Here is a 22,874-nt window from a genome sequence, read left to right on the forward strand (position 1 = left end):
TGCCCCCTGCCTGGCCCCGGATCCGGGATCAGGCTTCCAGCGCGGCGGCGATCTTGGCCTTCGCCGTTTCCGGATCCTCGCCATACGCGATCAGGTCCCGGACGCGCCCCCGATCGTCGAGGACGAAGACGCTGGCGTAGTGGTCCAGCGTATAGTCGCCCCCGCCGACGGGCCGCTTCTGCCAATAGACCCGCCACGACCGCGCCATGTCCCACACGTCCTCCGGCGCGCCGGTGATGCCGACGATCCGATCCGATTGCGGCTCCAGGTAGTCGCGCAGGAACTCCGGCGTGTCCCGTTCCGGGTCGACGGACACGAAATAGGCGCCGATCTCGTCCGCGCCGATGTCCAGATCCGTCAGCCACGTCTCCATGTCGTAGACCGTGGTGGGGCACACCTCCGGGCAGCGGGTGAACCCGAAGAACAACAGGGTGGGACGCCCCTGGAAGGCCGCCTCCGTGATGGTGTCGCCGTTCTGGTCGACCAGCTCGAACGGGGCGCCGAGCTCCGTGGCCACCGTCGTCGCGACCCCCACGTCGCGTTGCGCCATCAGGTCGCGCAAGACGAACGACGTGCCGAACGCGAGGGCGGCCACGACGATACCGGCCGCGATGGTGATGGTCCGGGGGGTCATGGAGCGTCTCCGTCCTCGTTGCCCGACCCGGGCGATGTGGCACCCCGCGCCCCGCCCCGCAAGCGGGACAGGGGGTCGCAGCGATGACGGTTCCGTCAGTTGCCGTAGGCGACGGACGGCAGCCAGGTCGTCAGCGCCGGGAACCAGAACACGATGGCCAGACCGGTCAGCTGCAGGAGCACGAAGGGGATCACCCCGCGATAGATATGGCCCAGCGTGACCCCCGGCGGGCAGACCCCCTTCAGGTAGAACAGCGCGAACCCCACCGGGGGCGTCAGGAAACTGGTCTGCAGGGTGACGGCGACCAGGATGGCGAACCACACGACGCTGGGGTTCTGGACCTGATCGAAGCCCGGCACCGCCAGGTCGAGGCCGAGGATGATGGGCAGCATCAGCGGCATGATGATGATCGTGATCTCGATCCAGTCGAGCAGGAAGCCCAGGAGGAAGACGATGAACAGGATGAACAGGACGATCATGTAGGGATCGGCAAAGGCCCCCAGCACGTGCGTCTGGACGATCTCGTCGCCGCCATACCGGCGCAGCACCAGCGCGAAGAAGTTGGCCGCAAGGAAGATGCCGACGATGTAGCCCGACGTGTTCAGGGTGGAGCGGCCGACCTCGCGCACGACCTTCAGGTTCAGCCGCCCGTTCAGCGCCGCCAGGACCGTCGCGCCCATCGCGCCCAGGCCCGACGCCTCCGTCGGCGTGGCGATGCCCGCGAAGATCGAGCCGAGGACGAGCAGGATCAGGAACATCGGGGGCACCACGGCCAGCAGCACCTCCTTCACGACGGGCCAGCCGACCTCCTCCGCCTTTTCCGGGGCGGGCATGGAGGAGGGCGAGATCAGGCCAAAGATCACGATGAACAGGATGTAGAGGCCGCCCAGGATCAGACCGGGGAACAGCGCCCCCATGAACAGATCCCCCAGGGATATCGCGAGCTGGTCCGACATGATGACCAGCATGATCGAGGGCGGGATCAGGATGCCCAAGGTGCCCGCGGACGCGATCGTGCCGGTGGCGATGGGCTTGGAATAGTTCTGCCCCATCATCGCTGGCAGCGCCATGACGCCCAGCAGCGTGACCGACGCGCCGATGACGCCGGTGCTGGCCGCGAGGATAATGCCGATCAGCATGACCGTCAGCGACAGCCCGCCGCGCAGGCCGCCGAACAGCTTCTGCATCGAATGCATCATCCGCTGGGCCACGCCGGACTGGTCCAGCATCAGACCCATGTAGATGAACATCGGCAGCGCCACGAGGACGGGGTTCTTCACGATGTTGCCGAAGAGCCGCCCCGACAGGACCGACAGGCGCTGGTAGTCGATGCCCGTGCGGTCGAAGTCGATGATGTCGCGGAACGACGACCGGAAGGGGTCGAGGAAGATCTCGGCGATCAGGGCGAAGATCAGGCTGACGCCGACAAGCGCCATGGCGACCGGGATGCCGCGGAAGAGGAGCCAGATGAAGGTCAGGAACATCGCCGACACGGCGATCTCGTTCAGCGTGACGTAGGGGGCCAGGGCCTCGAGTATGAACACGGCCCTATCCCTCCGCCCGCTTGTCGCGGAGGGCGTAGGCCAGGGCGATGATGACGACGGTCGCCGCCAGGCCCGCGGCCACGGTGAACTTCATCTCCTCCGGCCCTATGGCGAAGGTGTCGAAGAACCAGTGCCGCGTCGCCTGGCGCGCGGTGGTCCCTTCCTCCGACGCGAGCAGCACGAGGCCCAGCGCGCCGTAGTAGATCACGAGGTTCACGGCGAAGGCGACGGCCGGAAAGGCGAACAGCAACTTCTTCCACCACAGCGGTCGGGTGATCTGTCCCAGCATCCGGACATAGGCGAACCAGATCGCGGCCGCGATGAACACGAAGCTGAGGTTCATGAACGTCTTGAGGAGATAGAGGCCGTGCAGGCCGTTGGGGCTGTCCGACCCTTCGCGCGCGGCGATGGACGTGAGCGCATAGTCCAACGTGACGTCCCAGCACAGGATGATGAACGGCAGGAACAGCCAGGCCAGGGCGAAGATGTCGATCTTGCGTTGCTTGGGCGCCGGGAAGCCGTCGTAGAAGATGTCCACGCGCACGTGGCTGTTGGTCGTGACGGCGTATCCGATGCCGATCAGGACGGCCGCCCCGTAGATCCACCACTGCGCGTCGTCGAGCCAGGCCTGGTTGTTGCCCGCGCCGCGCAGGACGACCTGAGCGCAGATGGCGACCATCAGGACCGGGAAGAACCACGCGAAGACGTTCGAGATGTGCACGATGGCACGGTCGCCCTTCGTGTGCTCAGCACGGCCCACCTCGCCGGGGTCGGAGATGGCGACCAGGGCCGCCTCGCCCACGCCGTCGACGTGCTCGGGTTCCTCGGGGTGCTGCGACATGGGTCCCTCCGCGCGCGATCCACGCGTCGTCGTTGACGCCTCCGGCGGGCGCGGGACCCGGCCCACGGGGGGCCGGGCCGTCATCGGTCGGGATCAGTCGCGCGGACGCGGCAGATAGATGGTGTCGCCCCAGGTCTTGTAGTTGGCGCGGAACTCCTGGAGGTCGGTCCAGACCTCGTCGAAGAACGCATCTTCCGCCGCCAGCTCCTCGGCCACGTCGGTCCAGGCCGCCTCCATGGCTTCCAGGATCTCGGGCGGCCATTGCTTGATGGTCACGCCCTGGTTCTCGACGTTGTCCTGCATGGCGGCGTAGTTGATCGCCTCGCCCTCGGCGTAGTTCGTCGTCAGGTTGGCGAGGCACGCGATGCGGATCTGTTCCTGGTTTCGCTCGTCCAGATCCTCCCACCGGTCGCGGTTGATCAGAAGCTCGTAGATCGTCGCGGGCTGGTGCCAGCCGGGGAAGTAGTTGAACTTCGCGATGTTGTAGAAGCCCAGGCGGGCATCGACGACGGGCATGGAGAACTCGGTCGCATCGATGGCGCCCCGCTCCAGCGCCGGGAAGATGTCGCCCCCCGCCAGCAGCGAGGTCGAGACGCCCAGCCGCTGCATCACCTCGGCCCCCAGGCCGAAGAAGCGCATGTTGAGGCCCTCGAGGTCCTCGACCGACTCGATCTCCTCCTTGAACCAGCCGGAGGTCTCGGGCGCGGTGACGCCGCAGGGCATCACGACGACGTTGTAGCCACCGTCGTCGTACATCCGCTGGAACAGCTCCGCGCCGTCGTCGTAGAGCATCCAGGCCAGCATCTCGCCCACCTCCGGGCCGAACGGCACGGCGGCGAAGAGCGAGGCGGCTGGCAGCTTGCCCTGCCAGTAACCCGACGTCGTATAGGCCGCATCGACGGACCCGTTAGACACCGCGTCGAGGGCTTCAAGCGTGGGGACCAGCTCGCCCGGATCGAAATGCTCGAACTCGACCCCTTCGGAGATCGCGTTGATCTTGTCGGTGAAGTCGACGGCCGCCGTGCCGAGGATCGGCAGGTTGCGGGCGAAGCCGGACGTCATCTCGAACACTTCCTGGGCCTGCGCGCCGGTGGTCCCGAGCGCGGCCGCACCGCAAAGCAGCATGGTCCTGATCTTCATGTGTCATTCCTCCCTGGTCGACACGCGGCCGGACCCCCACCCCCCGGTGGGCACCCGCCCGATTTGGTAAGGATTACTTACCGGCTGCGGGCATAATTTCCAGCGATAATGTTGAGAACCGCCCCCTCGGATCAGCATCGAGCGTAGGTCGGAAGCTCGCCGATCGGCCCACGATCGAGGCGGACTACGTCCCGGCTGCCCTGCCATTCGGGAAACAACCCGCGGACCAACGGGTCGTGTCCCGGGACGATCAGCGTCGCGGCGCCGGCCAGCGTCCGCAGCCGGTCGAACCCCGCCAGCATCTCGGCCGTGTCGGCCACGATCGGGAAGGGTTTGCCGGCCAGGTAGTTCTCGTAGAAATGGCTGGCGTCCGATGCCAGCACCAGCCACCCGGCATGCGTCCGCACGCGCACGACCTGCAGTCCCTTCGAATGGCCGCCGACGCGGTGGACCGTGACCCCGTCGGCCACCTGCCCGTCCCCGTCGTGGAACGTCAGCCGGCCCGCGTACAAGCGTTTCACCGCCTCGCAGACGTGGTCGGCCGTGAACGGCATCCGCAGGTGGTCGTGGCACATGCACGGTCCCGTCGCGAAGGCCATCTCGGCCGCCTGCAGATGCACCTGCGCGTCGGGAAACAGGTGCAGGCCGCCCGCGTGGTCGTAGTGCAGGTGGGTGCAGATCAGCGTGTCGACGTCGGGGGGCGCGATCGCGAACGGCGCCAGGGCCGCGCGCGGATCCACCAGGATGGGCCGCCCCCGGCGCGCACCCTCCGCCTCGTCGTATCCCGCATCGACGAGGATCGTTCGGTCCCCCGAGCGCAGGAGCCACATGAAGTAGTCCATGTCGTGCGGCGCGGAATGGTCGTCGTCCATGACGAAGCTGTCCGCCCGCACCCGCCCCGACCGTTCGGCATAGCGGATGGCATAGGCTTCCCAGATCATACGTGGATCCGGGCATAGGTGCGCACGTCCTTGTGCCGCACCATGTCGCCGGTCAGCGCGGCGAAGGTCCTGTAATGGGCCGTCTGCCGATGGGCCGCGTGCCCGGCGGCGTCGTCGTAGAGTTCGTACAGGAACACCTCGTCCGGGCGGTCGGGATCGGTGGCCACGTCGAAGCGGTGGCAGGCGGGTTCGGCCAGGGTGGCGCGGGCGTTGTCCAGCACGGCGGGCAGGAAGTCGGGCATGCGGTCCGGCGCGATCTCGAACCTGACGACGACGGCGTACATGCTTTCCTCCCTGCGTTCCGCACGCCAGTAAGGGCACAAGGGGGCGCCATGGAAAAGACCGAAGACGTCTTGCGGATCGGGCTGGTCGGGTTGGGATACTTCGCGCGGTTCCACCGCGACGCGTGGAACCGGCTGGACGGCGCCACCCTCGTCGCGGCGGCCGACCGTGACCCCGAGACGGGGGCGGACTTCGCGGATCTGGGGGCGATGCTGGACGCCCATCCGATCGACGTCGTCGACATTGCGACGCCCCCCCATACCCACGAGGAGGCGATCATGACGGCCCTGGCCGCGCGGCCGCGTGCCATCGTGTGCCAGAAGCCGTTCTGCAGCGAGTACGGCCAGGCCCGCGACGTCGTCGCCGCCGCGGAGGATGCGGGCGTCCCCCTGATCGTGCACGAGAACTTCCGCTTCCAACCCTGGTTCCGGACGATGAAGGCGGCGTTGGACGACGGCCTCGTCGGGCGGCCGTTGCAGCTGACGTTCCGCTTGCGGACGGGCGACGGGCGGGGGCCGGACGCGTATAGCGCGCGGCAGCCGTACTTCCGGACGATGCCCCGTTTCCTGATGCACGAAACGGGCGTCCATTACGTCGACACGTTCCGGTACCTGCTGGGGGAGCCCGGGGGTCTCTATGCGGATCTGCGCCGCTTGAACCCAGCGATCATGGGCGAGGATGCGGGCCTGGTGGTGCTGGAGTTCGCCGACGAGATGCGGGCGGTGCTGGACGCGAATCGCTTGGCGGACTTCGACGCGGACGAGACCCGGCGCACCTTCGGGGAGGCGCTGCTGGAGGGGGAGGACGGGACGATCGCGCTGACGGGGGACGGGGCGGTCACCGTCCGGGCGCATGGCACGCAGGCCCGCCGGACGCTGTTGGCCGCCCGGGACTGGCCCGGCTTCGCGGGCGATTGCGTGCTGGCGTTCCAGCGGCATGTCCTGGACCGCCTGAACGGGCGGGGCCCGCTGGAGACCGCGGCCCGGGACTATCTTCGCAACCTGGAACTCGTCGCGGCGACGTATGCGTCGGCGGAACGCGGGGCGCGCGTCGAGCTGTGATCCCACATCAAGACGACGCGGCATCCCGAAGCGCGCGCATCGCGTCGCCGTAGCCGTCCGGGGCGTCGACCGATCCGTGACGCAGGATCGCCGACCCCGCGACCAGCACGTCCGCCCCCGCCGCCACGCAGAGCGGCGCGGTCGCCTCGTCCACCCCGCCATCGACCTGGAGGTGGACGGGGCGGTCGCCGATCATCGCGCGCAGGCGTTCGATCTTGGGCAGCACGGACCGGACGAAGGACTGGCCGCCGAAGCCAGGGTTCACCGTCATCGCCAGCACCAGGTCCACGTCGTCCAGGAGCGGCGCCACCGCCTCCGGCGGCGTGCCGGGGTTCAGCGCCACGCCCGCCCTGCACCCCGCCGCGCGGATCGCCTGGAGCGTCCGGTGGATGTGAGGTCCCGCCTCCACGTGCGCGGTCAGGATGTCGGCGCCCGCATCGGCATAGGCCTGGATCGTCGGATCCACCGGCGCGATCATCAGGTGGACGTCCATTACGCGATCGACATGGGGCCTGACGGCCGCGCACATCTGCGGGCCGAAGGTCACGACGGGAACGAAGTGGCCATCCATGACGTCCACGTGGATCCAGTCCGCCCCTTGCGCGCACAGGGCCGCTGCTTCGGCCCCGAGTGCGGCGAAGTCCCCCGCGAGGATGGACGGCGCCAGCTTCACTTCCCGATCGAACCCTTCCATCGTCCGCCCCCGCCGTTCAGCCGACGTCGCCCCGGGAATGGACCCGCGCGTTCGTCACGACGTGGTGGAGGTGAACGTCCGTGGGTTCAAGCGGTATCCGGTCCGCGCGCTGCGCCTCCACCGCCAAGCCGATGGCGGTCGCGGCAGGAAGGCCGGCGAGCGTCCGGTCGTAGAACCCCCCGCCATAGCCCATCCGCGCGCATGACGCATCGAAGCCCACCACGGGGACGATCAGCAGGTCGGGCACCCGCCAGCCCCCTTCGACCGGGACGGACACGCCGAAGGCCCCCGTCTCCAACGCACAGCCGGGCCACCATTCGCGGAAGCGCAGCGCCGCCCCCTTCGCGGTGACGACCGGCACGCACAGGGTGTTGTCGCGCGACAGGGCCGCCATCGTTGCGACCGACGACGCCTCCGACCCGATGGGCAGGTATCCCGCGATCACGAGGCCGCGCAGGTGCCGCAGGCGCGCGAACAGGCGGACCGACGCCGCGGCGCGTGCCAACGGGTCGGACGCGTCCCGCGCGGCGAGGCAGGCGCGGCGGACTTGCGCCTTGTCGGACTGGACGCTACCGCCCTGCGTCATGGGGACCCTCGATCACATCGCCGTCTCGGCGGGGAGGTTGGACGCAGCCCGCGCCCATGTCGAGGCATCCCTCGGCGTCGCCATGGGCCCCGGCGGACGCCATGCCGCGATGGGGACGTGGAACCGCCTGACGGGACTGGACGACGGCACGTACCTGGAGGCCATCGCGGTCGATCCCGATGCCCCGTCGCCCCCGTCCGCCCGCTGGTTCGGCCTGGACGACCTGGAGCCGCACGCCGCCCCCGCCCTGCGGACCTGGGTGGTCCGGGTGGACGACCTGGATGCGGCGCTGCGGGCCTTCCCCCGGTCGGGCCGCGCGGTGGACTTGGCGCGGGGCGACCTGCGCTGGCGGATGGGCGTGCCGCACGATGGGCGCGCGGCTTGGGAGGGGTCGTGGCCCGCGCTGATCGAATGGCAGGGGACGCCGCCGTCGTTCCCGGCCACGGGGCTGTCGCTGGAACGGCTGACGCTGTCCCACCCCCAGGCGGACGGGCTTCGCGACGCGCTGGCGGACCTGCTGGACGATCCCCGCGTCGCGGTCGTGGGCGGCCCCGTGGGACTGGAGACCACGATCGCGACCCCGGACGGTCCCCGGGTGCTTCGGTGACGCGGGGCGCCGCGCCGGACCTGGAGGCGATCCGGTCCATCGCGCAGCGTACGGTCGATGCCCTGCCCGCCCCCTTCGCCGCGCTGGCACGTGACGTCCGGCTGGTGGTCGAGGACTGGCCCGCGGACGCGCTTCTAGACGAGATGGAGATCTCCGATGCCTATGACCTGACGGGCCTGTACGAGGGGGAGGCGCTGACGGAACGCAGCGCGGACTGGCCGTCGCCACCCTCCACCGTGACGCTGTTCCGGCGCCCGATCCTGGACGAATGGGCGGATCGCGGGGACGTCACGCTGAGCGAGTTGGTGGCGCATGTCACGGTGCACGAGTTCGCCCACCATTTCGGGTGGTCCGACGACGACATCGCGGCGATCGACCGGTGGTGGGAGTGAACGTCGCCCCCTAAACATCGGACGACGTTCGGATTCACGGTTCGTTATGACCTAGGCCGCGCGGGCCGTCAGGATGGCGTCGACCTCGGCCATGGCGCCGTCCTCGTCCTTGTCGCCCACGGCGGCCAGCTCGCGCGTCAGGCGGTCGAGCGCGGCTTCGTAGAGCTGGCGTTCGGAATAGGACTGCTCGCGTTGCTCGTCGTTGCGGTGCAGGTCGCGCACGACCTCCGCGATGGCGATCAGGTCGCCGGAATTGATCTTCGCCTCGTATTCCTGCGCGCGACGGGACCACATCGCCTTCTTCACCCGCGCCTTGCCCTTCAGCGTCGTCATCGCCTTCGACACGATCTCGGGCGAGGACAGCGAGCGCATCCCGACCTCCGCCGCCTTGTGGGTCGGGACGCGGAGGGTCATCTTGTCCTTGGCGAAGTTGATGACGAACAGCTCCAGCTCCATGCCGGCGACTTCCTGCTTCTCGACGGACGTGATCTGGCCCACGCCGTGCGCGGGATAGACGACGAAATCCTCGGGGCGGAACTCGGTATTCTTGGCCATCGGCTTCCTCGATTCAGGGACGGCGGGGGCGTATCACGGAACGGGGGCCGGCGAAAGCGCGTCAGCCCCCCTCGCCCGCGGCCTCCGAGAAGAGCGGCATCTTGTCGGGCTTGCCGTCCATCGCCTCCGCGTCCGGCAACGGGTCCTTCTTCGTGATGATGACGGGCCAGGCGTCGGAATATTTCCGATTGAATTCAACCCACTTCTCCATGTCCGGCTCCGTGTCCGGACGGATGGCGTCGGCGGGGCATTCGGGTTCGCACACGCCGCAATCGATGCATTCGTCGGGGTGAATCACGAGCATGTTCTCCCCCTCGTAGAAGCAATCGACGGGGCAGACTTCGACGCAGTCCGTGTACTTGCAGGCGATGCAGTTGTCGGTGACGACATAGGTCATGCGGGGGTCCTTGGCCGGGGTCCGGGGGGCCGTCTAGCCCTGCCGTCAGATGGGGGCAACCGGGTGTGCGGCGCGGTCGCGGGGATGTGCATGGCGCACTGAACCGGCCATCTGCGCCGTGTCTGCGTCCCGTCTGCGGAACGTCTGCGGGCCGTCTGCCCCGAACGCGACGCCCGGGTCCCGCGTCGGCCCATCCGAAAACGCCCTACAGGTCTTCGGGATCCCCCTTGAGTGCCGTCAACCTGCGCCGGTCGCGGCCCGTGGGCCGGGGGCCCACCCGCGGCGGAACCGGCTGGGAGGGCGGCGTGCGGTCGTCGTAAAGCGTCGCGGCCTCCTCCGCCGGGCCGCGGCGGGTGCCCAGGGCCACGACGGCGACGACGCGGATCCGGCGGCCCTGCGGGAAGGTCAGGACCGCGCCGGGCGAAACGGTCTGCGACGGCTTCGACGCCCGGTCGCCATCGATGCGCACGCCCCCGTCCGAGACGACGCGCGCGGCCAGGCTGCGCGTCTTGAAGAAGCGCGCGTGCCACAGCCATTTGTCGATCCGCAGGCGGGGGAGCGGATCGGTCATGCGGGCGGACGACCGGACGCGTTCGAGCGGACGGGCATCGCCACGGGCACCCGGTGGTGGCATCCGTCGATGGGGGCATCCCCGCGCAGGGCAGGGACGTGCGAGGATGCGCGGCGCCGCGCAGGACCCCGGCACGGGGCCGGGGTGAGGTCGGATCGCCGGCCGTGACCTGACGTCATTTGTCCTTCAGCGCGGCCAGGGCGGCGAAGGGGTTGTCTGGGTCGATCGGCTTGTCGCGCTTGTCGGGGCGGGACTGGTAGATCTTGGGCTTGCCGCCGCCCTTGGCATCGCGGTCGGGCCGCGGGCCGCGGGGCTTGCCGCCCTGCTTGCCGCCCGGCCGTCCGCCCTGCTTGCCGCGGGGGCGGCCCTTGGCGTCGCCCCCTCCGTCTGCGTCGCGGCGGGGGCCACGGGCGTTCTGGCGCCGGGGGGACCAGGTGAAGGTGTAGAACACCTCCACCTCCGCCGGGGCGGCGGCGTCCCCGGTCGCGGGCGCCGGGGCGGGATCGCCGTCCGGCACGCCTTCGCCCGCCGGGCCGTCGCCCGTGTCGGCGGGGGCGGCGGCGTCGGATGCCGCCGCGTCGTCGGCCGGATCGGACGCTTCCATCGCGGGGGCGGACGGGGCGTCGGCGGGGGGCAGGTCGGCCGGCGGGGGGTCCATCGGCGGAAGGTCGGGATCCTGCGTGGGCGTCGGATCCTCGACGGGCGGGATGTCGCCCGGATCCTCCGCAGGGGGCGGTTCGGGGATGTCGGCGGGCGCGTCGGGATCGGGCGTCGCCGGCGGGACGGCGGCATCCGCGCCGGCCCCGGGCGCGGGCGTCGGCTCCCCGACGGCGGCGACGGCGGCATCGGCCGCGGCCTTGCCCATCGCGGCGGTCGCGGCGGCGGCGTCCTCCGTCGTCACGGACCCTTCGGTCGCACCCGTGCCCTGCCCTTCCGCGGGGGCGGGCGCGGGGGCGGCGTCGGGCTTCGTCGCGCGCACCTTCGGGCGTTCGCCACGCTCGGCGGCGTAACCCAGGCCCCCCATCAGCTCGGCGAACTGTTCCAGCGTCATGCCGGTGATCGACAGCATGTCGGGCGTGGCCTCGAACCCCGACCGGGTGTCCTGCCCCCGGATCATGTCGGCCAGGCGTTCGAGCATGTCGATGCGGATGGCGCGGGCCCCGGCGGCGCGGTAGCCCGCCATCGCGAAGTAGCCTTCGGGCATGCCCTTCTGCGCGGGCACGGTCACGAGGCCCGGCGGGGGCGCTTCGGGAAACTCGTCCAGCCCCTGCCAGAGCGACCACAGCACCAGCCGCAGGCGCGTCGGCGCGGGCTTGAGCAGCTGCTGTCCGAACACGGTGAACTGGCCGAAGCGGACGCCGTGCTTGCGCAGCGATCCGCGCGCGTCCTGATCGAGGTCCCGCACCTCCTGCGCGACCTGGCCGCGCGGCAGGACGCCCAGGCCTTCGCGCAGGCGGAAGGCGAAGCCGCGGGCGATGCCGGTCAGCCCCTCGTCCTTCTCCATGGCGAGCAGGGGCTCGAACGCGGCGGCGACCTTGCGGTCGATGAAATGGCCCAGGCGGCGGCGGACCTTGTCGGCCACGTCGGGGCCGGCTTCCTCGTCCACGAAGGGGACGACCTGCGGCTTGAGGACGTCGTCGCCCTTCGCCAGCTTTCCGACCGCGTCGCCGCCCCACATCAGGCCGCCCTGCTCGGTGAAGTCGATCTCGGTGTCGGGGGCGTTGTAGAAACGGTCGGCGCGTAGGTGCAGCTCGGGGCGCAGGGCGGCGGCGGCGGCCTGTCCCACGGTCTTCGCCTCGTCGGGGGTGGTGGACTTCGTCTGGTGGAAGCGGAAGCCTTCCAGCCGGCCCAGGGCCTCGCCCTCGACGGTGACGGTGCCGTCCTTGTCGATCTCGGCCACGAGGCCCTCCTTCATCTTCAATCGCTTGAGCAGCACCGACGTCCGGCGGTCCACGAAACGCGCCGTCAGCGCCTGGTGCAGCGCGTCCGACAATCGGTCCTCTACCGCGCGGGTGGCGTCGCGCCAATGGTCTTCGTTCTCCACCCAGCCCTTGCGCTGCGCGACGTAGGTCCATGTGCGGATGTACGCCAATCGCTTGGACAGGGTGTCGATGTCGCCCTGCGTGCGGTCGATGCGCTTGACCTGCCGGGCGAACCAATCCTCGGGCATCCGACCCTGGCCGTGGAGGAAGTCGAAGATGCGCGCGAGCATGTTCGTGTGCTCCGCGAAGGCGATGCCCTGGAAGTCCGGGATGCGGCAGACGTCCCACAGCAGGCGGACGTCGCGGGCGTCGCGCAGGCGGGCGCGGATGCCTTCGAGGTCGGACAGGACGCGCAAGCTGGACAGGTCGTCCGCGTCACGGCCGCGGACCAGCATCTCGTCGTCGGGCGACGCCTCCAGGCTGGCGATCAGGGTCTCGGCGCTGCGGAAGTCCAATCGGTCGTTGCGCCACATCAGGCGGTCGATGGGCTTGAAGCGATGTTCGGTGATGGCGCCCGCGAGGTCGGGGTCGATCGGCTGTGCCTCGCCCGTGGTGCCGAAGGTGCCCGGTTCGGTGAAGCGGCCCGCGCGGCCCGCGATCTGGCCCAATTCGTGCGGGTGCAGGGGGCGGACGCGGCGGCCGTCGAACTTGGACGTGGCGGAGAAGGCGACGTGGCGGATGTCGAGGTTCAGGCCCATGCCGATGGCGTCCGTGGCGACCAGGTGGTCCACGTCGCCGTTCTGGTACATCGCCACCTGCGCGTTGCGCGTCCGGGGCGACAGCGCGCCCATGACGACGGCGGCACCCCCCTTCTGGCGGCGCAGCAACTCCGCGATGGCATAGACGCTGTCGACGCTGAAACCGACGATGGCGGTGCGGCCGGGCATCCGGCTGATCTTCTTGGGGCCGACATAGGTCAGCTCCGAGAAGCGTTCGCGGCGCATGGTGCCCGCTTCCGGCACGAGGCGGGCGATCGCCCGGCGCATCGTGTCGGCGCCCATGAACAGCGTCTCGTGCTGGCCGCGCATGTTCAGGAGCCGGTCGGTGAAGACGTGGCCGCGTTCGGGGTCTGCGCAGAGCTGGATCTCGTCGATGGCCACGAAGTCGGCGCCCGTGCCCTGGGGCATCGCCTCGACGGTGCAGACCCAATAGGCGGCGCGCGGCGGCACGATGCGTTCCTCGCCCGTCACCAGGGCGACGACGGACGGGCCGCGCGCGGCGACGAGCTTGTCGTACACCTCCCGCGCGAGGAGGCGCAGCGGCAGGCCGATGACGCCGGTGCGGTGGGCCAGCATCCGTTCGATGGCGTAGTGGGTCTTACCCGTGTTCGTCGGCCCCAGCACGGCCGTGACGCGTCCGGTCATGTGCGATGATGCTCCCGTTCCCCTGCGGGGTTGGAACACGGGCCGGAGGCGGATGCAAAGGGGATGATCCCGGGTCGGGCGGTCCGGTCGGTTCCGGTCTTCCGGACGCCCCGAACGGCCCCACGTCCATGCGTGATGTTTGATCAAAAATGTTGCATCGGCATCGGGCGGGGTGTATGCCGATCGCAAAAGGGAGGATCGCCATGAAGGCCGACGTCACACCGCACAAGATCAGCCTGCTGGGTACCGGGTTGATCTGCAACTTCTATACGCAGGTCCTGCACGGTCAGCGGAATCCGGACCGGGTGCTGAACGTGTATTCGCGCACGGAGGAGCGCGGAAAGGCGTTCTGCGAGCAATGGGGCATCCCGCGGTCGGCCACGTCGATGGAGGAGACGATCAACGACCCCGAAACGGACACGGTCGTCATCGGCCTCCCGAACTCGATGCACGAGGAGGCGATCCGCCTCGCGGCGAAGGCCGGCAAGGCGATCCTGTGCACCAAGCCGCTGGCACGCAACGCGCAGGAGGCCGAGCGCATCCTGGGCTATGTCGAGGAGGCGGGCGTCTTCGCGGGTTATCTGGAGGATCTGTGCTATACGCCCAAGACCCTGAAGACGATCGACGCGGTGAAGAAGGGCGCCCTGGGCGACATCACCTGGGTGCGGTCGCGCGAGGCGCATCCCGGGCCGCATTCGGCGTGGTTCTGGGACAAGGAGCGCGCGGGTGGCGGCTGCGTCATCGACATGGGATGCCATTGCGTCGAGATCATCCGCAACTTCGTCGGCAAGGGGAACCGCCCCGTCGAGGTCATGGCCTGGGCGGACACGCTGTACCACCCGATCCCGATCGAGGACAACGCGATCGGCCTGATCCGCTTCGAGAGCGGGGCGGTGGGCCAGATGGAATGCTCGTGGACGTTCCGCGGCGGGATGGATCTGCGCGACGAGATCTCGGGCACGCAGGGCATGGCGCGCATCGACCACTTCCTGCGCACCGGCTTCGAGATGTACACCACGGGCGGGGCCGACGGATACGTGGCCGAGAAGGCCGAGAGCGATTCCGGCTGGCTGTTCCCCGTGGGCGACGAGGCGGTGGCGCTGGGCTACGTGGACATGTTCACGGACATGTTCGACGCCATGGAGACGGGGCGCGAGCCCAACGAGACGTTCTATGACGGGTACGTCGTGGCCGCCGTGCTGGACGCCTTCTACAAGTCGCTGGAAACGCGGGCCTGGGCCCCGGTCGAGCTGGACTGGCGCCACGGCAAGACCGAGAAGCTGAAGCCCAACAAGCAGATGCACGAGGGCAAGGAGATCCTGAAGACCGAGCTGCTGCCCGACGGACGCAAGCGCTTGATCGTGCAGGACCCGGAGACCGGCGAGAAGGAGGACATCCTCGTCGCCGCCTGATCCCCCGGACCCGACCGGCCGGCGCCGCCCCGTTCCCCGCGGGGCGGCGTTTTTCGTTCCGGGGTGGAGCGTGGTCCGGGTCCGCGGGTCGGCTCGGGCCGGGGATCACACGACGGGCGGTTCGGGAGCGATGTCGAACGGGCTGAGGATCTCGTGCCCGTCGTCGGTCAGGAGGAACATCTGCTCCAACCGCACGCCGCCGATATCGGGGTGATAGCAGCCCGGTTCGACCATCAGGACCATGCCGGGCTTCAGCACCGCGTCCTCGCCCGGCACGAGGCGGGGCCATTCGTGGATCGACGCGCCGATGCCGTGTCCCATGTGGACGGGGTTCGCGTATCCGCCTTCGGCCACCATGGCGCGGAGGGGGGCGTCGAAGTCGTGCGCGGTGATGCCGGGCCGCAGGGTGTCGAGGACGCGCCGCCAGATCGCGTGGGTGTGAGCATACATGCGGCGCAGGGCGTCGGACGGCTCGCCCAGGATCGTGGTCGTCGCGCTGTCGCCCCAATAGCCGTCCACGCGGGGGGCGAGGTCGGCGATGACCGGATCGCCGGGTTCCAGAACCCGCGTCGTGGCGGGACCGCCGATGGCCGCCGTGCGCGCCACGCCCGACACGAAGTCGCCCCCGACGGGGGTGCGCGTGCCCGCGAACCGTTCCATCGCCAGGCGCACGTCGCGCCAGGCGTCGAGCTCGGTCGCGCCCGTGCGCAGGGCGCGTCCGACCGCGTTCTGACCCTCGGCCGTGCAATGGGCGGCCCGGCGCAGGCGGTCGACCTCGTCGGGCAGCTTGACGGCGCGGCGTTCCGCCAGCGCGCGGGCGCCGTCCACGCTGTCGACGCGCCCGTCCAGGAGGGCCGCGAGCGATGCGGGCAGCGTGGCCGGCTCGACCGCGACGCGCCCCGACGGACGTGCGGCGTCCAGCATGGCGCGGGCAGCTTCGGCGTACTTGACGTGAAGCGGGCGGAGGTCGGCGAAGCCCAGCGCCTCGTAGCCGTGCGCGCGGGCGCCGGCGGCTTCGGCGATCGGAACCTCCAACTCGTTGCAGGCCACGTGGAACGCGCCGTCGGGGCCGATCAGGGCGGCGCTGGGGCCGCCGTCGAAGGGGGACGGACCCGCCTCGATCCCCGCCACGTGGCCCGCATAGGCCAGGCTGTCGGGCGCGGTCAGCAGCATCCAGTCGGCTCCGACGGCGCGGGCGGCCTGCGCCACGGCGGCGCGTCGGGCTTCGGTCATGGTCTGTCCTCCAGGGCGCGTGCGACGGCGTCGGTTCCCTCGACGGCGCGGAAGGCGACGCGGTGAGTGATCGCCTCGGCGGGTTCGAGGACGCGCAGGAGATCGGCCTTCCGCGCGCCGTGGCGGTCGGTGCCGGGGATGGAGGACGGCTCCAACCCCAGGACGTAGGTGCCGGGCGCGAACTGCCGCCACGCAAAGAGGTAGGGCAGCGTCGCGGCGTCCCACGTCTCCAGCAGCAGGAGGTCGGCCTGGGCGTTCACGACCGCCGCGCGGGCGGTGCCGTCTCGGACCACGGGGCGGATCTCCACCACCTCCTCGCGGAAGCCGGGACGGGGCTCGGGAATGTCCCGCCAGCCGTCGAGGGCGAAGTCGCCGCAGGCGCGCACGGCCTCGGCCTCCACGTGGATGCGGGCGCCGGGGCCGATCAGCGGATGGCCGAGATTGGCATGGTAGAGGGACATCTGCGGGTTGGGGGCCGCGCCGAGGTTGGTGATCGTGTCCGTCAGGCGGATCTCCGTGCCGTCGTCGTCGCATTCGACCCGACGGACCATCTCCAGATGCTCGCCGTAAAGGGCGGCCTGGCGCACGACGCCTTCGGCCCAGAGCGTGCCGTCGGTGCGGCCATAGCCCCGCAGGCGCGCGGGCTCCCCCGTGAGGCGGCCGTGGAGGGGGAAGACTTCCCCGTCCATCCCGGGATAGGCGAAGCGCGCGGCGTCGTCGCGCGCCGGTCCCATCGTGTGGTCGAGGCCGCCGGTCGCCAGGAGGCCGCCGCCGAAGCCGCGCATCCAGTTCTCCATCCCCGTGGGCTGGTGCAGGAAGGGGGAGCGGATGCCCACGGGGGATGTGAAGGACAGGCCCCTGCCGCGAATGGACGCCATCCCGATGTCGAAGGCGCGGTCCACCACGACCTCGAAGGCGAGGCCGGCGCTCGTGCGGAACTCGAGCAGGCGCACGCCGCGGCCGGGGCCGTCGGCCAGCTCCACCAGACGCACGCCGGACAGCTGGTCGGGATGGCCCGCGAGCGGGGTCATTGCATCATGCCCCCGCCGTCGACGATCAGGGTCTGGCCGGTCACGAAGCCGTTGTCGGGATGGGCGAAGAACGCCACGGCGCGGGCGATGTCGTCGGTCGAGCCGCGCCGCTTCACGGCCTGGAACTCCATCAGCATCCGGTGGAAGCCTTCGGGGTCGGGATGATGGTCCTCCGCCGCGGTGGGTATCGCGCCGGGGGCCACGCAGTTGACGGTGATGCCGTCGCCGCCAACCTCGCGCGCGATCACGCGCGACATCCCGGTGATGCCGCCCTTCGTCGCCACGTAGGTCATCAGCCCCTCCCACCCCTTGAAGAAGGTGTTCGAGGTGACGTTGACGATGCGCCCCGTGCCGGATGCCCGAAGCGCGGGATGGCAGGCCTGGGACAGCAGAAACGTGCCACGCTGGTTGACGGCGGTGATGCGGTCGAATTCGGCTGCGTCGATCTCCAGCCACGGGCGCAGCTTGTAGGTGGCGGCATTGTTCACGAGCACGTCGAGCCCGTCCGCGGTGGCGGCTGCCGCCAGCGCGGCGATGTCGTCCGGGTCGCCCAGGTCGCAGGGCACGACGGTCGCGCCTGTCTCGCGGCCCAGGGCCTCCAGCGCATCGGACGGCAGATCGGAGGCCGTGACCGCGTGGTCGCGGGCGAAGTGACGGACCATGTCGGCGCCGATGCCGCCCGCAGCACCCGTGATCAGCACCCGCCTCACGAGGCGAACCCGGCGGGCAGGTCGGAGGTCGGGCGGGGCGCGCCATAGGCGAGCATGCCGCCGTCCACGGGCAGGCACTGGCCGGTGATCATGCGGGCGTCCGGCGAGCAAAGGAACGCGATGGCCGCGGCGATGTCGGACGGATCGGCGAGGTCGCGGGCGGGGATCCGGTCGATCAGTTGCGGCTCGTCCAGAAGCCCCTCGTCGATGGCCTTCTGGACCATCGGCGTACGCACGTAACCCGGCGCCACGGCATTCACGCGCACGCCACGCGACGCCCATTCCGACGCCAGCGCGCGAGTCAGCCCCAGCATCGCCGTCTTGGTCGCGCAGTACGGCGCGCGGCCCGGCATGCCCCGGTAGGAGTTCATCGATGCGATGGTGACGATCGAACCGTGGCGGGCCTTCAGCATGGGCGTCGCGACGGCCTGGATGCAGTCCCACACCCCGGTGAGGTTCACCGCGAGCGACTGGTCCCAAAGCGCGCAGTCCATCGATTCCGATGGTGCGATCCGCTGGATGCCGGCGTTCGCCACGAGGATCGTGGGCGGCCCCAGCGCGTCGGTCACGGCGGCGGTCACGGCGTGGACGGCGTCGCGATCGGTGACGTCGAGCGTCCAGCCCCGCGCGCCATCGATGCCCTGGGCGGCGGCGTCCGCGCCGGCCATGTCGGTCAGCGCGACGGCGGCGCCGTCGGCGGCGAGCCGTCGCGCGGTCGCCAGCCCGATGCCCTGGGCCGCGCCGGTGACCAGCGCCACCTCCCCCGAAAGCCGCCCGGTCATCCCAGGGCGGCCAAGGCGGCGTCCAGCTCGTCTGCGGCGTTCTGCCACGTGTCGGCGTCGGTGCGGACGTAATGGACGCGCGCGAAGCGGTCGAAGGTCGTGACCCCCTTGCCCGGCACGGTGCGCGCGATGACCGCCGCGGGTCCATCATGGGCGCGCGCGGCGTCCAGCGCGTCGCGCAAGGCGGGAATGTCGTGTCCATCGACGGATATGGCGTGCAGGCCGAACGCCTCGAACTTCGGCGCGAGGGGGCCGATGCCGAGGACCTCGGCCGTGGCGCCGTCCGCCTGCTCGCCGTTGTCGTTCACGAGGAGCGTCAGGTTCGACAGGTCGCGGGCGGCGGCGAACATCACCGCCTCCCACACCGACCCCTCCTGCAGCTCGCCGTCCGACACCTCGCATACCACATGAGCGTCGGAGCCGCGCATCCGCTCGCCCAGCGCCATGCCGGCAGCCTGGGACGGCCCCTGCCCCAGCGAGCCGCCCGTCACCTCGAACCCGTCGAGGTCGTCGAGCGGGCTCTCCTCTACGTGGGTGCCGTCGTAGCCATAGGTGCGAATCTGCTCGTCGGTCATGCGGCCGATCGACCAGAGCGCGGCATAGAGCGCGATGGCGGCGTGCCCGGTGGACAGGACGAAGCGGTCCTGCTCCCGCAGGTGACCGTGGAACAGGACGGCCATGACGTCGGCCAGCTCCAGCCCCTGCCCCGCATAGCCCTGCCCCGGTCCGCGACACATCTCGATGACGGCGCGGCGCATGCGGGCGGCCTGGTAGGCCTGGGCGCGGTCCGCCGTGTCGTTCTGCAAGTCCTTCATGCCGCCACCCGTTCGCCCGACAGCACGGCGCGCAGGGCGTCCGGCCCGAGGCCCAGCCTGTCGCGGCTGTATTCCGGACGCCCGTACTCGCCCCAGCGGTCGTCGATGCCGCGCGCGTCCAGCGGGGTGGCGACCCCCCTCGCGGCCATGGCCTGCGCCACGGAGGCGCCCAGCCCCCCGTGCAGGAGGTGGTTCTCGACGCTGACGACGCGCGCGTGATCGAGGGCGAAGGCCGCCACCTCGCCCGCGGGGAACGGCTTGAGGGTGGGGACGTGCAGGTGCGCGACGCCGGGGGGTCGGATCTCGGCCACCCAGCGGGTCGCGGCGCCGGTGGTCACGACGCCCATGCCGCCGTCGCCATCGGCCAGTTGCCGGGGGGGACCGATGCGGAAGGGGGCCGGTTCGAACAGCGCCTCCGCCCGCCCGCGGGAGCAGCGGACGTAGGTCAGGCCGTCGCGATCGGCGGCGGCGACCACCGCCTCCTCCAACTCGGTGGCGTCACCGGGATCGATCACGGTGACGCCCGGCAGGGACCGGATGATCGCGAGGTCGTCGATCGCCTGGTGCGTTCCCCGGAACCGGCTGTCGAGGCCGGGCAGGAAGCCCGCAATGATCGCCTTGCAGGGTCGCGTGGCCAAGCTCATGGCGATCTGGTCGTAGGCGCGGCGCGTCGCGAACACCCCGAAGGTCACCGCGATGGGCAGCAGGCCGGTCTTGGCCAGACCGGCGGTCACGCCCATCAGGTTCTGCTCCGCCATGCCGACCTGGACGAAGCGGTCGGGATGGGCCTTCGCGAAGGGCAGCACGTCGGTCCATTTCGACAGGTCCGCCGTGACGACGCACAGGTCGTCGCGGGCGTCCATCAGGCGGGACAGGGCAGCGGCGAAGGGGGCCTCCACCACGCGGCGTCCGGCATCCTTGTCTTCCGGGTCGAGCATCAGCGCGGCCCCTGCCCCGGCTTCTGCGCGGGTCCCGCCCAATAGGTCGAGCGCATGTTGTGCTTCACGCCGGGCACGTTGACGGCGAAGATGTCGAAGGGTTCGGTCCGATCGGCGGGCGTCCGATAGGTGTGGGGCGTGCCGGCGGGGATCCAGAAGATGTCGTGCTTCTTGGCCTCGTGCTCGACGCCGTCGATGATCACGATGCCCGATCCGTTGACGATCAGATAGAGTTCGTCGCCGTAGCCATGCGTGTGCGGCGGGAAGGCCCCGCCCGGCTCGCCCCGCAGCATCACGAAGTCCATGCCGCGTTCGGGCCACATCAACAGGTTGATCGGCAGGTAGCACGGGTTATCCGGGAAGTCGGCGTTCAGCCGCGGCTCGTAGAGGTTGCCGTGCTTGGGCTCGTCCGCGCGCAACTCCGCCAGCTTGTCCCACAGCGCATAGCCGGCCTCGGCCCCCGGACCGGTGATGTTGTCGAACCCGTTCCCGTCGTAGAACGCGCGGTCCTGTCCGCCCCCGTCTTCAGCCATGTCGTGTCTCCTCCCATGTGCCGTCGAGCGCGCCGTCCTCCGGCAAGCCGACGGCGCGGCGCCCGTACCTGTGCTTTATGCTGAAATCGAAGCCCCGATAGGGCTCCGCCCCGCCGTCCCAGAGCCAGGCTATGGCCTTGGCGACCCATTCGGGCGGGATGTGCGCGTCCCACGGGGCCTGACTGACGGGGTTAATGCCCGAAGCGGCGATGGCCGTCTGCATGCCCGTGGCGACGGTGCCCGGGCTGAGACCGACCGCGGTCACGTCGGGATGTTCCACATGGACCGATCGGGTCAAACTGAGGACCGCGGCCTTCGACGCGCAGTAGTGCGACCATCCTTCGAGCGCGCGGACGGCGGCGATGGAGGACACGTTGACGACCGTACCCTGCGACGCGGCGAGCATGGGCAGCGTCGCCTGCAGGACGTGGTACACGCCCAGGACGTTGACGTTCATCACCCTGGCCCAGGCTGCGGGGTCGCTGTCATCGATCCGGGCGATGGGGTCGATGAGGCCCGCGTTGTTGACGACGAGGTCCAGGCGACCGAAGCGGTCCCGCGTCGCCGCGGCCACGTTCGCCACACTGGCCGCGTCCGCCACGTCGCAGGTGAGCGCCTCCGCCTCGTGGCCGTGATCGCGGATGTCGTCCGCAAGGTCGGCGATGTCCCTGCCGGAGCGGGCGACGAGCATCACCCTTGCCCCCAGGTCGCCCAGGTGCAGGGCGGTCGCGGCGCCGATGCCGCGGCTGGCGCCCGTGACGAGCGCGACCTTCCCCTCGAACGTCATGCGGGCACCGCGGCGGGCATCCGCAGACGCCTCCCGTCGCGGTCGAAGAACATCCGCGCCGTTCCGTCCTCCACGCCCACGCGGGCGCCGGGCGAAAGGTCGGGCTGGCCCCGCAGGAGCGCGCGCAGGTCGGGGCCGTCCGGCGCCGACAGCGTGACCACGGTGAAGCCGCCCAAGGGCTCCACGTCCGTGATCCGCGCGCCGTCGCCTTCGGTCAGGCGAAGGTTCTCCGGCCGGATGCCGATGCTGGCCGCGCCCTCGGGGGCGTCGGGCACCGCGATCAGGCCGTCCGCGGTGCGCCCGCGCCCGAGGGGCATCACGTTGATCTCCGGCGCGCCGAGGATCCCCGCGACGTAGGCGTTGGACGGATCGTCGTAGATCTCGACGGGGGTGCCGACCTGCTCGACCCGGCCCTCGCGCAGGATGACCATGCGGTCCGCCACGCTCATGGCCTCCTCCTGGTCGTGGGTCACGTAGACGAGGGTGTGCCCCACCTCCCGTTGGATGCGCTTGAGCTCGACGCGCGTCTCCTCGCGCAGGCGGGCGTCGAGCGCGCTGATGGGATCGTCCATCAGGAAGGCCACCGGGTCGCGCACGAGGGCCCGCGCGATGGCGACGCGCTGGCGTTCGCCCCCCGAGAGCTGGCCCGGCGCCTTGTGGAGGATGTGGGTCATGTGCAGCTTTTCCGCCGCGTCCGCCACCTTGGCCGCGATCTCGGCCTTGGGGCGGCCGCGTTCGACGAGGGGGAAGGCCACGTTGTCGCGCGCGGTCATGTGCGGGAACAGGGCGAGGTTCTGGAACACCATCGCGATGTCGCGCTCGGCCGGACCGATTCCCGCCGCCGGGCGGTCCGCGATCAGCACCTCGCCCGCGTCCGGGTCCTCCAACCCCAGGATCAAGCGCAGGATCGTCGACTTGCCGCAGAGCGGCGGGCCGAACAGGCAGAAGAACTCGTTGTCCTCGATGCGGAAGGACACGTCACGCAGGGCCTGCGTGCCCCCATAGGACTTGGACACGCCGCGGAACTCGATGCTCGCCATCG

General features: G+C 70.5%; 25 protein-coding genes. 4 read left to right on the forward strand and 21 right to left on the reverse strand.

The genetic code is table 11. The features are described from left to right. Nucleotides 1–28: 28 nt before the first annotated feature. The 6 genes from P0084_RS11470 to P0084_RS11495 all read right to left on the reverse strand — a co-directional run bounded on the left by P0084_RS11470 (nt 29) and on the right by P0084_RS11495 (nt 5,384). On the reverse strand, nt 29–634 hold the full coding sequence (locus P0084_RS11470; protein WP_308916989.1) for an SCO family protein: 606 nt from the start codon (nt 632–634) through the stop codon (nt 29–31). A 95-nt stretch (nt 635–729) separates the two neighbouring features. Next, on the reverse strand, nt 730–2,118 hold the full coding sequence (locus P0084_RS11475) for a TRAP transporter large permease (RefSeq protein ID WP_308917034.1): 1,389 nt from the start codon (nt 2,116–2,118) through the stop codon (nt 730–732). A gap of 64 nt (nt 2,119–2,182) precedes the next feature. Then, entirely contained in the window at nt 2,183–3,019 is an 837-nt protein-coding gene (locus P0084_RS11480) for a TRAP transporter small permease subunit (protein WP_308916990.1), read from the reverse strand. A 93-nt stretch (nt 3,020–3,112) separates the two neighbouring features. Further along, nucleotides 3,113–4,159, reverse strand: coding sequence for a TRAP transporter substrate-binding protein (locus P0084_RS11485; protein ID WP_308916991.1), 1,047 nt, complete (start codon nt 4,157–4,159; stop codon nt 3,113–3,115). A 131-nt stretch (nt 4,160–4,290) separates the two neighbouring features. After that, entirely contained in the window at nt 4,291–5,100 is an 810-nt protein-coding gene (locus P0084_RS11490; RefSeq protein WP_308916992.1) for an N-acyl homoserine lactonase family protein, read from the reverse strand. Further along, nucleotides 5,097–5,384, reverse strand: coding sequence for a putative quinol monooxygenase (locus tag P0084_RS11495; RefSeq protein ID WP_308916993.1), 288 nt, complete (start codon nt 5,382–5,384; stop codon nt 5,097–5,099). Before P0084_RS11495 ends, P0084_RS11490 begins: the two co-directional genes overlap by 4 nt. A 48-nt stretch (nt 5,385–5,432) precedes the next feature. Between P0084_RS11495 and P0084_RS11500 the strand changes: the two genes are divergently transcribed. Next, nucleotides 5,433–6,443, forward strand: coding sequence for a Gfo/Idh/MocA family protein (locus P0084_RS11500; protein ID WP_308916994.1), 1,011 nt, complete (start codon nt 5,433–5,435; stop codon nt 6,441–6,443). Between the two features lie 7 nt (nt 6,444–6,450). Here the strand turns inward: P0084_RS11500 and rpe are convergent, their stop codons facing one another. After that, nucleotides 6,451–7,137: a ribulose-phosphate 3-epimerase gene (rpe, locus tag P0084_RS11505; RefSeq protein WP_308916995.1), complete on the reverse strand. Its 687-nt coding sequence runs from the start codon at nt 7,135–7,137 to the stop codon at nt 6,451–6,453. A gap of 16 nt (nt 7,138–7,153) precedes the next feature. Continuing rightward, entirely contained in the window at nt 7,154–7,723 is a 570-nt protein-coding gene (locus P0084_RS11510; RefSeq protein WP_308916996.1) for a 5-formyltetrahydrofolate cyclo-ligase, read from the reverse strand. Here P0084_RS11510 and P0084_RS11515 point away from each other — a divergent pair. Both P0084_RS11515 and P0084_RS11520 read left to right on the forward strand, forming a co-directional pair. Continuing rightward, nucleotides 7,722–8,330, forward strand: a complete 609-nt coding sequence (locus P0084_RS11515; protein ID WP_308916997.1) for a VOC family protein — start codon at nt 7,722–7,724, stop codon at nt 8,328–8,330. The genes P0084_RS11510 and P0084_RS11515 overlap by 2 nt on opposite strands. Further along, nucleotides 8,327–8,722 (forward strand): metallopeptidase family protein, encoded by a 396-nt coding sequence (locus P0084_RS11520; RefSeq protein ID WP_308916998.1) that lies wholly within the window; start codon nt 8,327–8,329, stop codon nt 8,720–8,722. The genes P0084_RS11515 and P0084_RS11520 overlap by 4 nt, the downstream gene beginning before the upstream one ends. Before the next feature lie 51 nt (nt 8,723–8,773). Here the strand turns inward: P0084_RS11520 and P0084_RS11525 are convergent, their stop codons facing one another. From P0084_RS11525 to P0084_RS11540, 4 genes are all read right to left on the reverse strand, one after another. Then, entirely contained in the window at nt 8,774–9,277 is a 504-nt protein-coding gene (locus tag P0084_RS11525) for a CarD family transcriptional regulator (protein ID WP_308916999.1), read from the reverse strand. Nucleotides 9,278–9,338: 61 nt separating this feature from the next. Continuing rightward, nucleotides 9,339–9,674, reverse strand: coding sequence for a ferredoxin FdxA (gene fdxA, locus P0084_RS11530; RefSeq protein WP_308917000.1), 336 nt, complete (start codon nt 9,672–9,674; stop codon nt 9,339–9,341). A gap of 205 nt (nt 9,675–9,879) precedes the next feature. Then, entirely contained in the window at nt 9,880–10,245 is a 366-nt protein-coding gene (locus P0084_RS11535; protein ID WP_308917001.1) for an RNA-binding S4 domain-containing protein, read from the reverse strand. 175 nt (nt 10,246–10,420) lie between these two features. Beyond that, nucleotides 10,421–13,591: a helicase-related protein gene (locus P0084_RS11540; protein ID WP_308917002.1), complete on the reverse strand. Its 3,171-nt coding sequence runs from the start codon at nt 13,589–13,591 to the stop codon at nt 10,421–10,423. A gap of 203 nt (nt 13,592–13,794) precedes the next feature. Here P0084_RS11540 and P0084_RS11545 point away from each other — a divergent pair, with 203 nt between their 5' ends. Next, the gene (locus tag P0084_RS11545) at nt 13,795–15,003 is read left to right on the forward strand and encodes a Gfo/Idh/MocA family protein (RefSeq protein ID WP_308917003.1); all 1,209 of its coding nucleotides are present in this window, start codon (nt 13,795–13,797) and stop codon (nt 15,001–15,003) included. A gap of 105 nt (nt 15,004–15,108) precedes the next feature. On the opposite strand, the gene P0084_RS11550 is transcribed toward P0084_RS11545, so the two are convergent. The 9 genes from P0084_RS11550 to P0084_RS11590 are packed head-to-tail and all read right to left on the reverse strand — an operon-like array spanning nt 15,109 to nt 22,872. Next, complete coding sequence (locus P0084_RS11550) at nt 15,109–16,236, reverse strand: Xaa-Pro peptidase family protein (RefSeq protein ID WP_308917004.1); 1,128 nt, start codon at nt 16,234–16,236, stop codon at nt 15,109–15,111. Further along, complete coding sequence (locus P0084_RS11555; protein ID WP_308917005.1) at nt 16,233–17,267, reverse strand: DUF4432 family protein; 1,035 nt, start codon at nt 17,265–17,267, stop codon at nt 16,233–16,235. Before P0084_RS11555 ends, P0084_RS11550 begins: the two co-directional genes overlap by 4 nt. Further along, nucleotides 17,264–17,977: an SDR family NAD(P)-dependent oxidoreductase gene (locus tag P0084_RS11560; protein ID WP_308917006.1), complete on the reverse strand. Its 714-nt coding sequence runs from the start codon at nt 17,975–17,977 to the stop codon at nt 17,264–17,266. The genes P0084_RS11555 and P0084_RS11560 overlap by 4 nt, the downstream gene beginning before the upstream one ends. Beyond that, on the reverse strand, nt 17,974–18,759 hold the full coding sequence (locus P0084_RS11565; protein ID WP_308917007.1) for an SDR family NAD(P)-dependent oxidoreductase: 786 nt from the start codon (nt 18,757–18,759) through the stop codon (nt 17,974–17,976). Before P0084_RS11565 ends, P0084_RS11560 begins: the two co-directional genes overlap by 4 nt. After that, nucleotides 18,756–19,574 carry a transketolase gene (locus P0084_RS11570; protein ID WP_308917008.1) on the reverse strand — a complete coding sequence of 273 codons (819 nt, stop codon included), beginning with the start codon at nt 19,572–19,574 and terminating at the stop codon, nt 18,756–18,758. Before P0084_RS11570 ends, P0084_RS11565 begins: the two co-directional genes overlap by 4 nt. Further along, complete coding sequence (locus P0084_RS11575) at nt 19,571–20,512, reverse strand: transketolase family protein (RefSeq protein WP_308917009.1); 942 nt, start codon at nt 20,510–20,512, stop codon at nt 19,571–19,573. Before P0084_RS11575 ends, P0084_RS11570 begins: the two co-directional genes overlap by 4 nt. Beyond that, the gene (locus tag P0084_RS11580; RefSeq protein WP_308917010.1) at nt 20,512–21,045 is read right to left on the reverse strand and encodes a cupin domain-containing protein; all 534 of its coding nucleotides are present in this window, start codon (nt 21,043–21,045) and stop codon (nt 20,512–20,514) included. Before P0084_RS11580 ends, P0084_RS11575 begins: the two co-directional genes overlap by 1 nt. After that, complete coding sequence (locus P0084_RS11585) at nt 21,038–21,832, reverse strand: SDR family oxidoreductase (RefSeq protein ID WP_308917011.1); 795 nt, start codon at nt 21,830–21,832, stop codon at nt 21,038–21,040. The genes P0084_RS11580 and P0084_RS11585 overlap by 8 nt, the downstream gene beginning before the upstream one ends. Further along, complete coding sequence (locus tag P0084_RS11590; protein ID WP_308917012.1) at nt 21,829–22,872, reverse strand: ABC transporter ATP-binding protein; 1,044 nt, start codon at nt 22,870–22,872, stop codon at nt 21,829–21,831. Before P0084_RS11590 ends, P0084_RS11585 begins: the two co-directional genes overlap by 4 nt. Nucleotides 22,873–22,874 lie beyond the last annotated feature (2 nt).

It is taken from the genome of Jannaschia maritima (genome assembly GCF_030973515.1).
Classification (GTDB): Bacteria; Pseudomonadota; Alphaproteobacteria; order Rhodobacterales; family Rhodobacteraceae; genus Jannaschia; species Jannaschia maritima.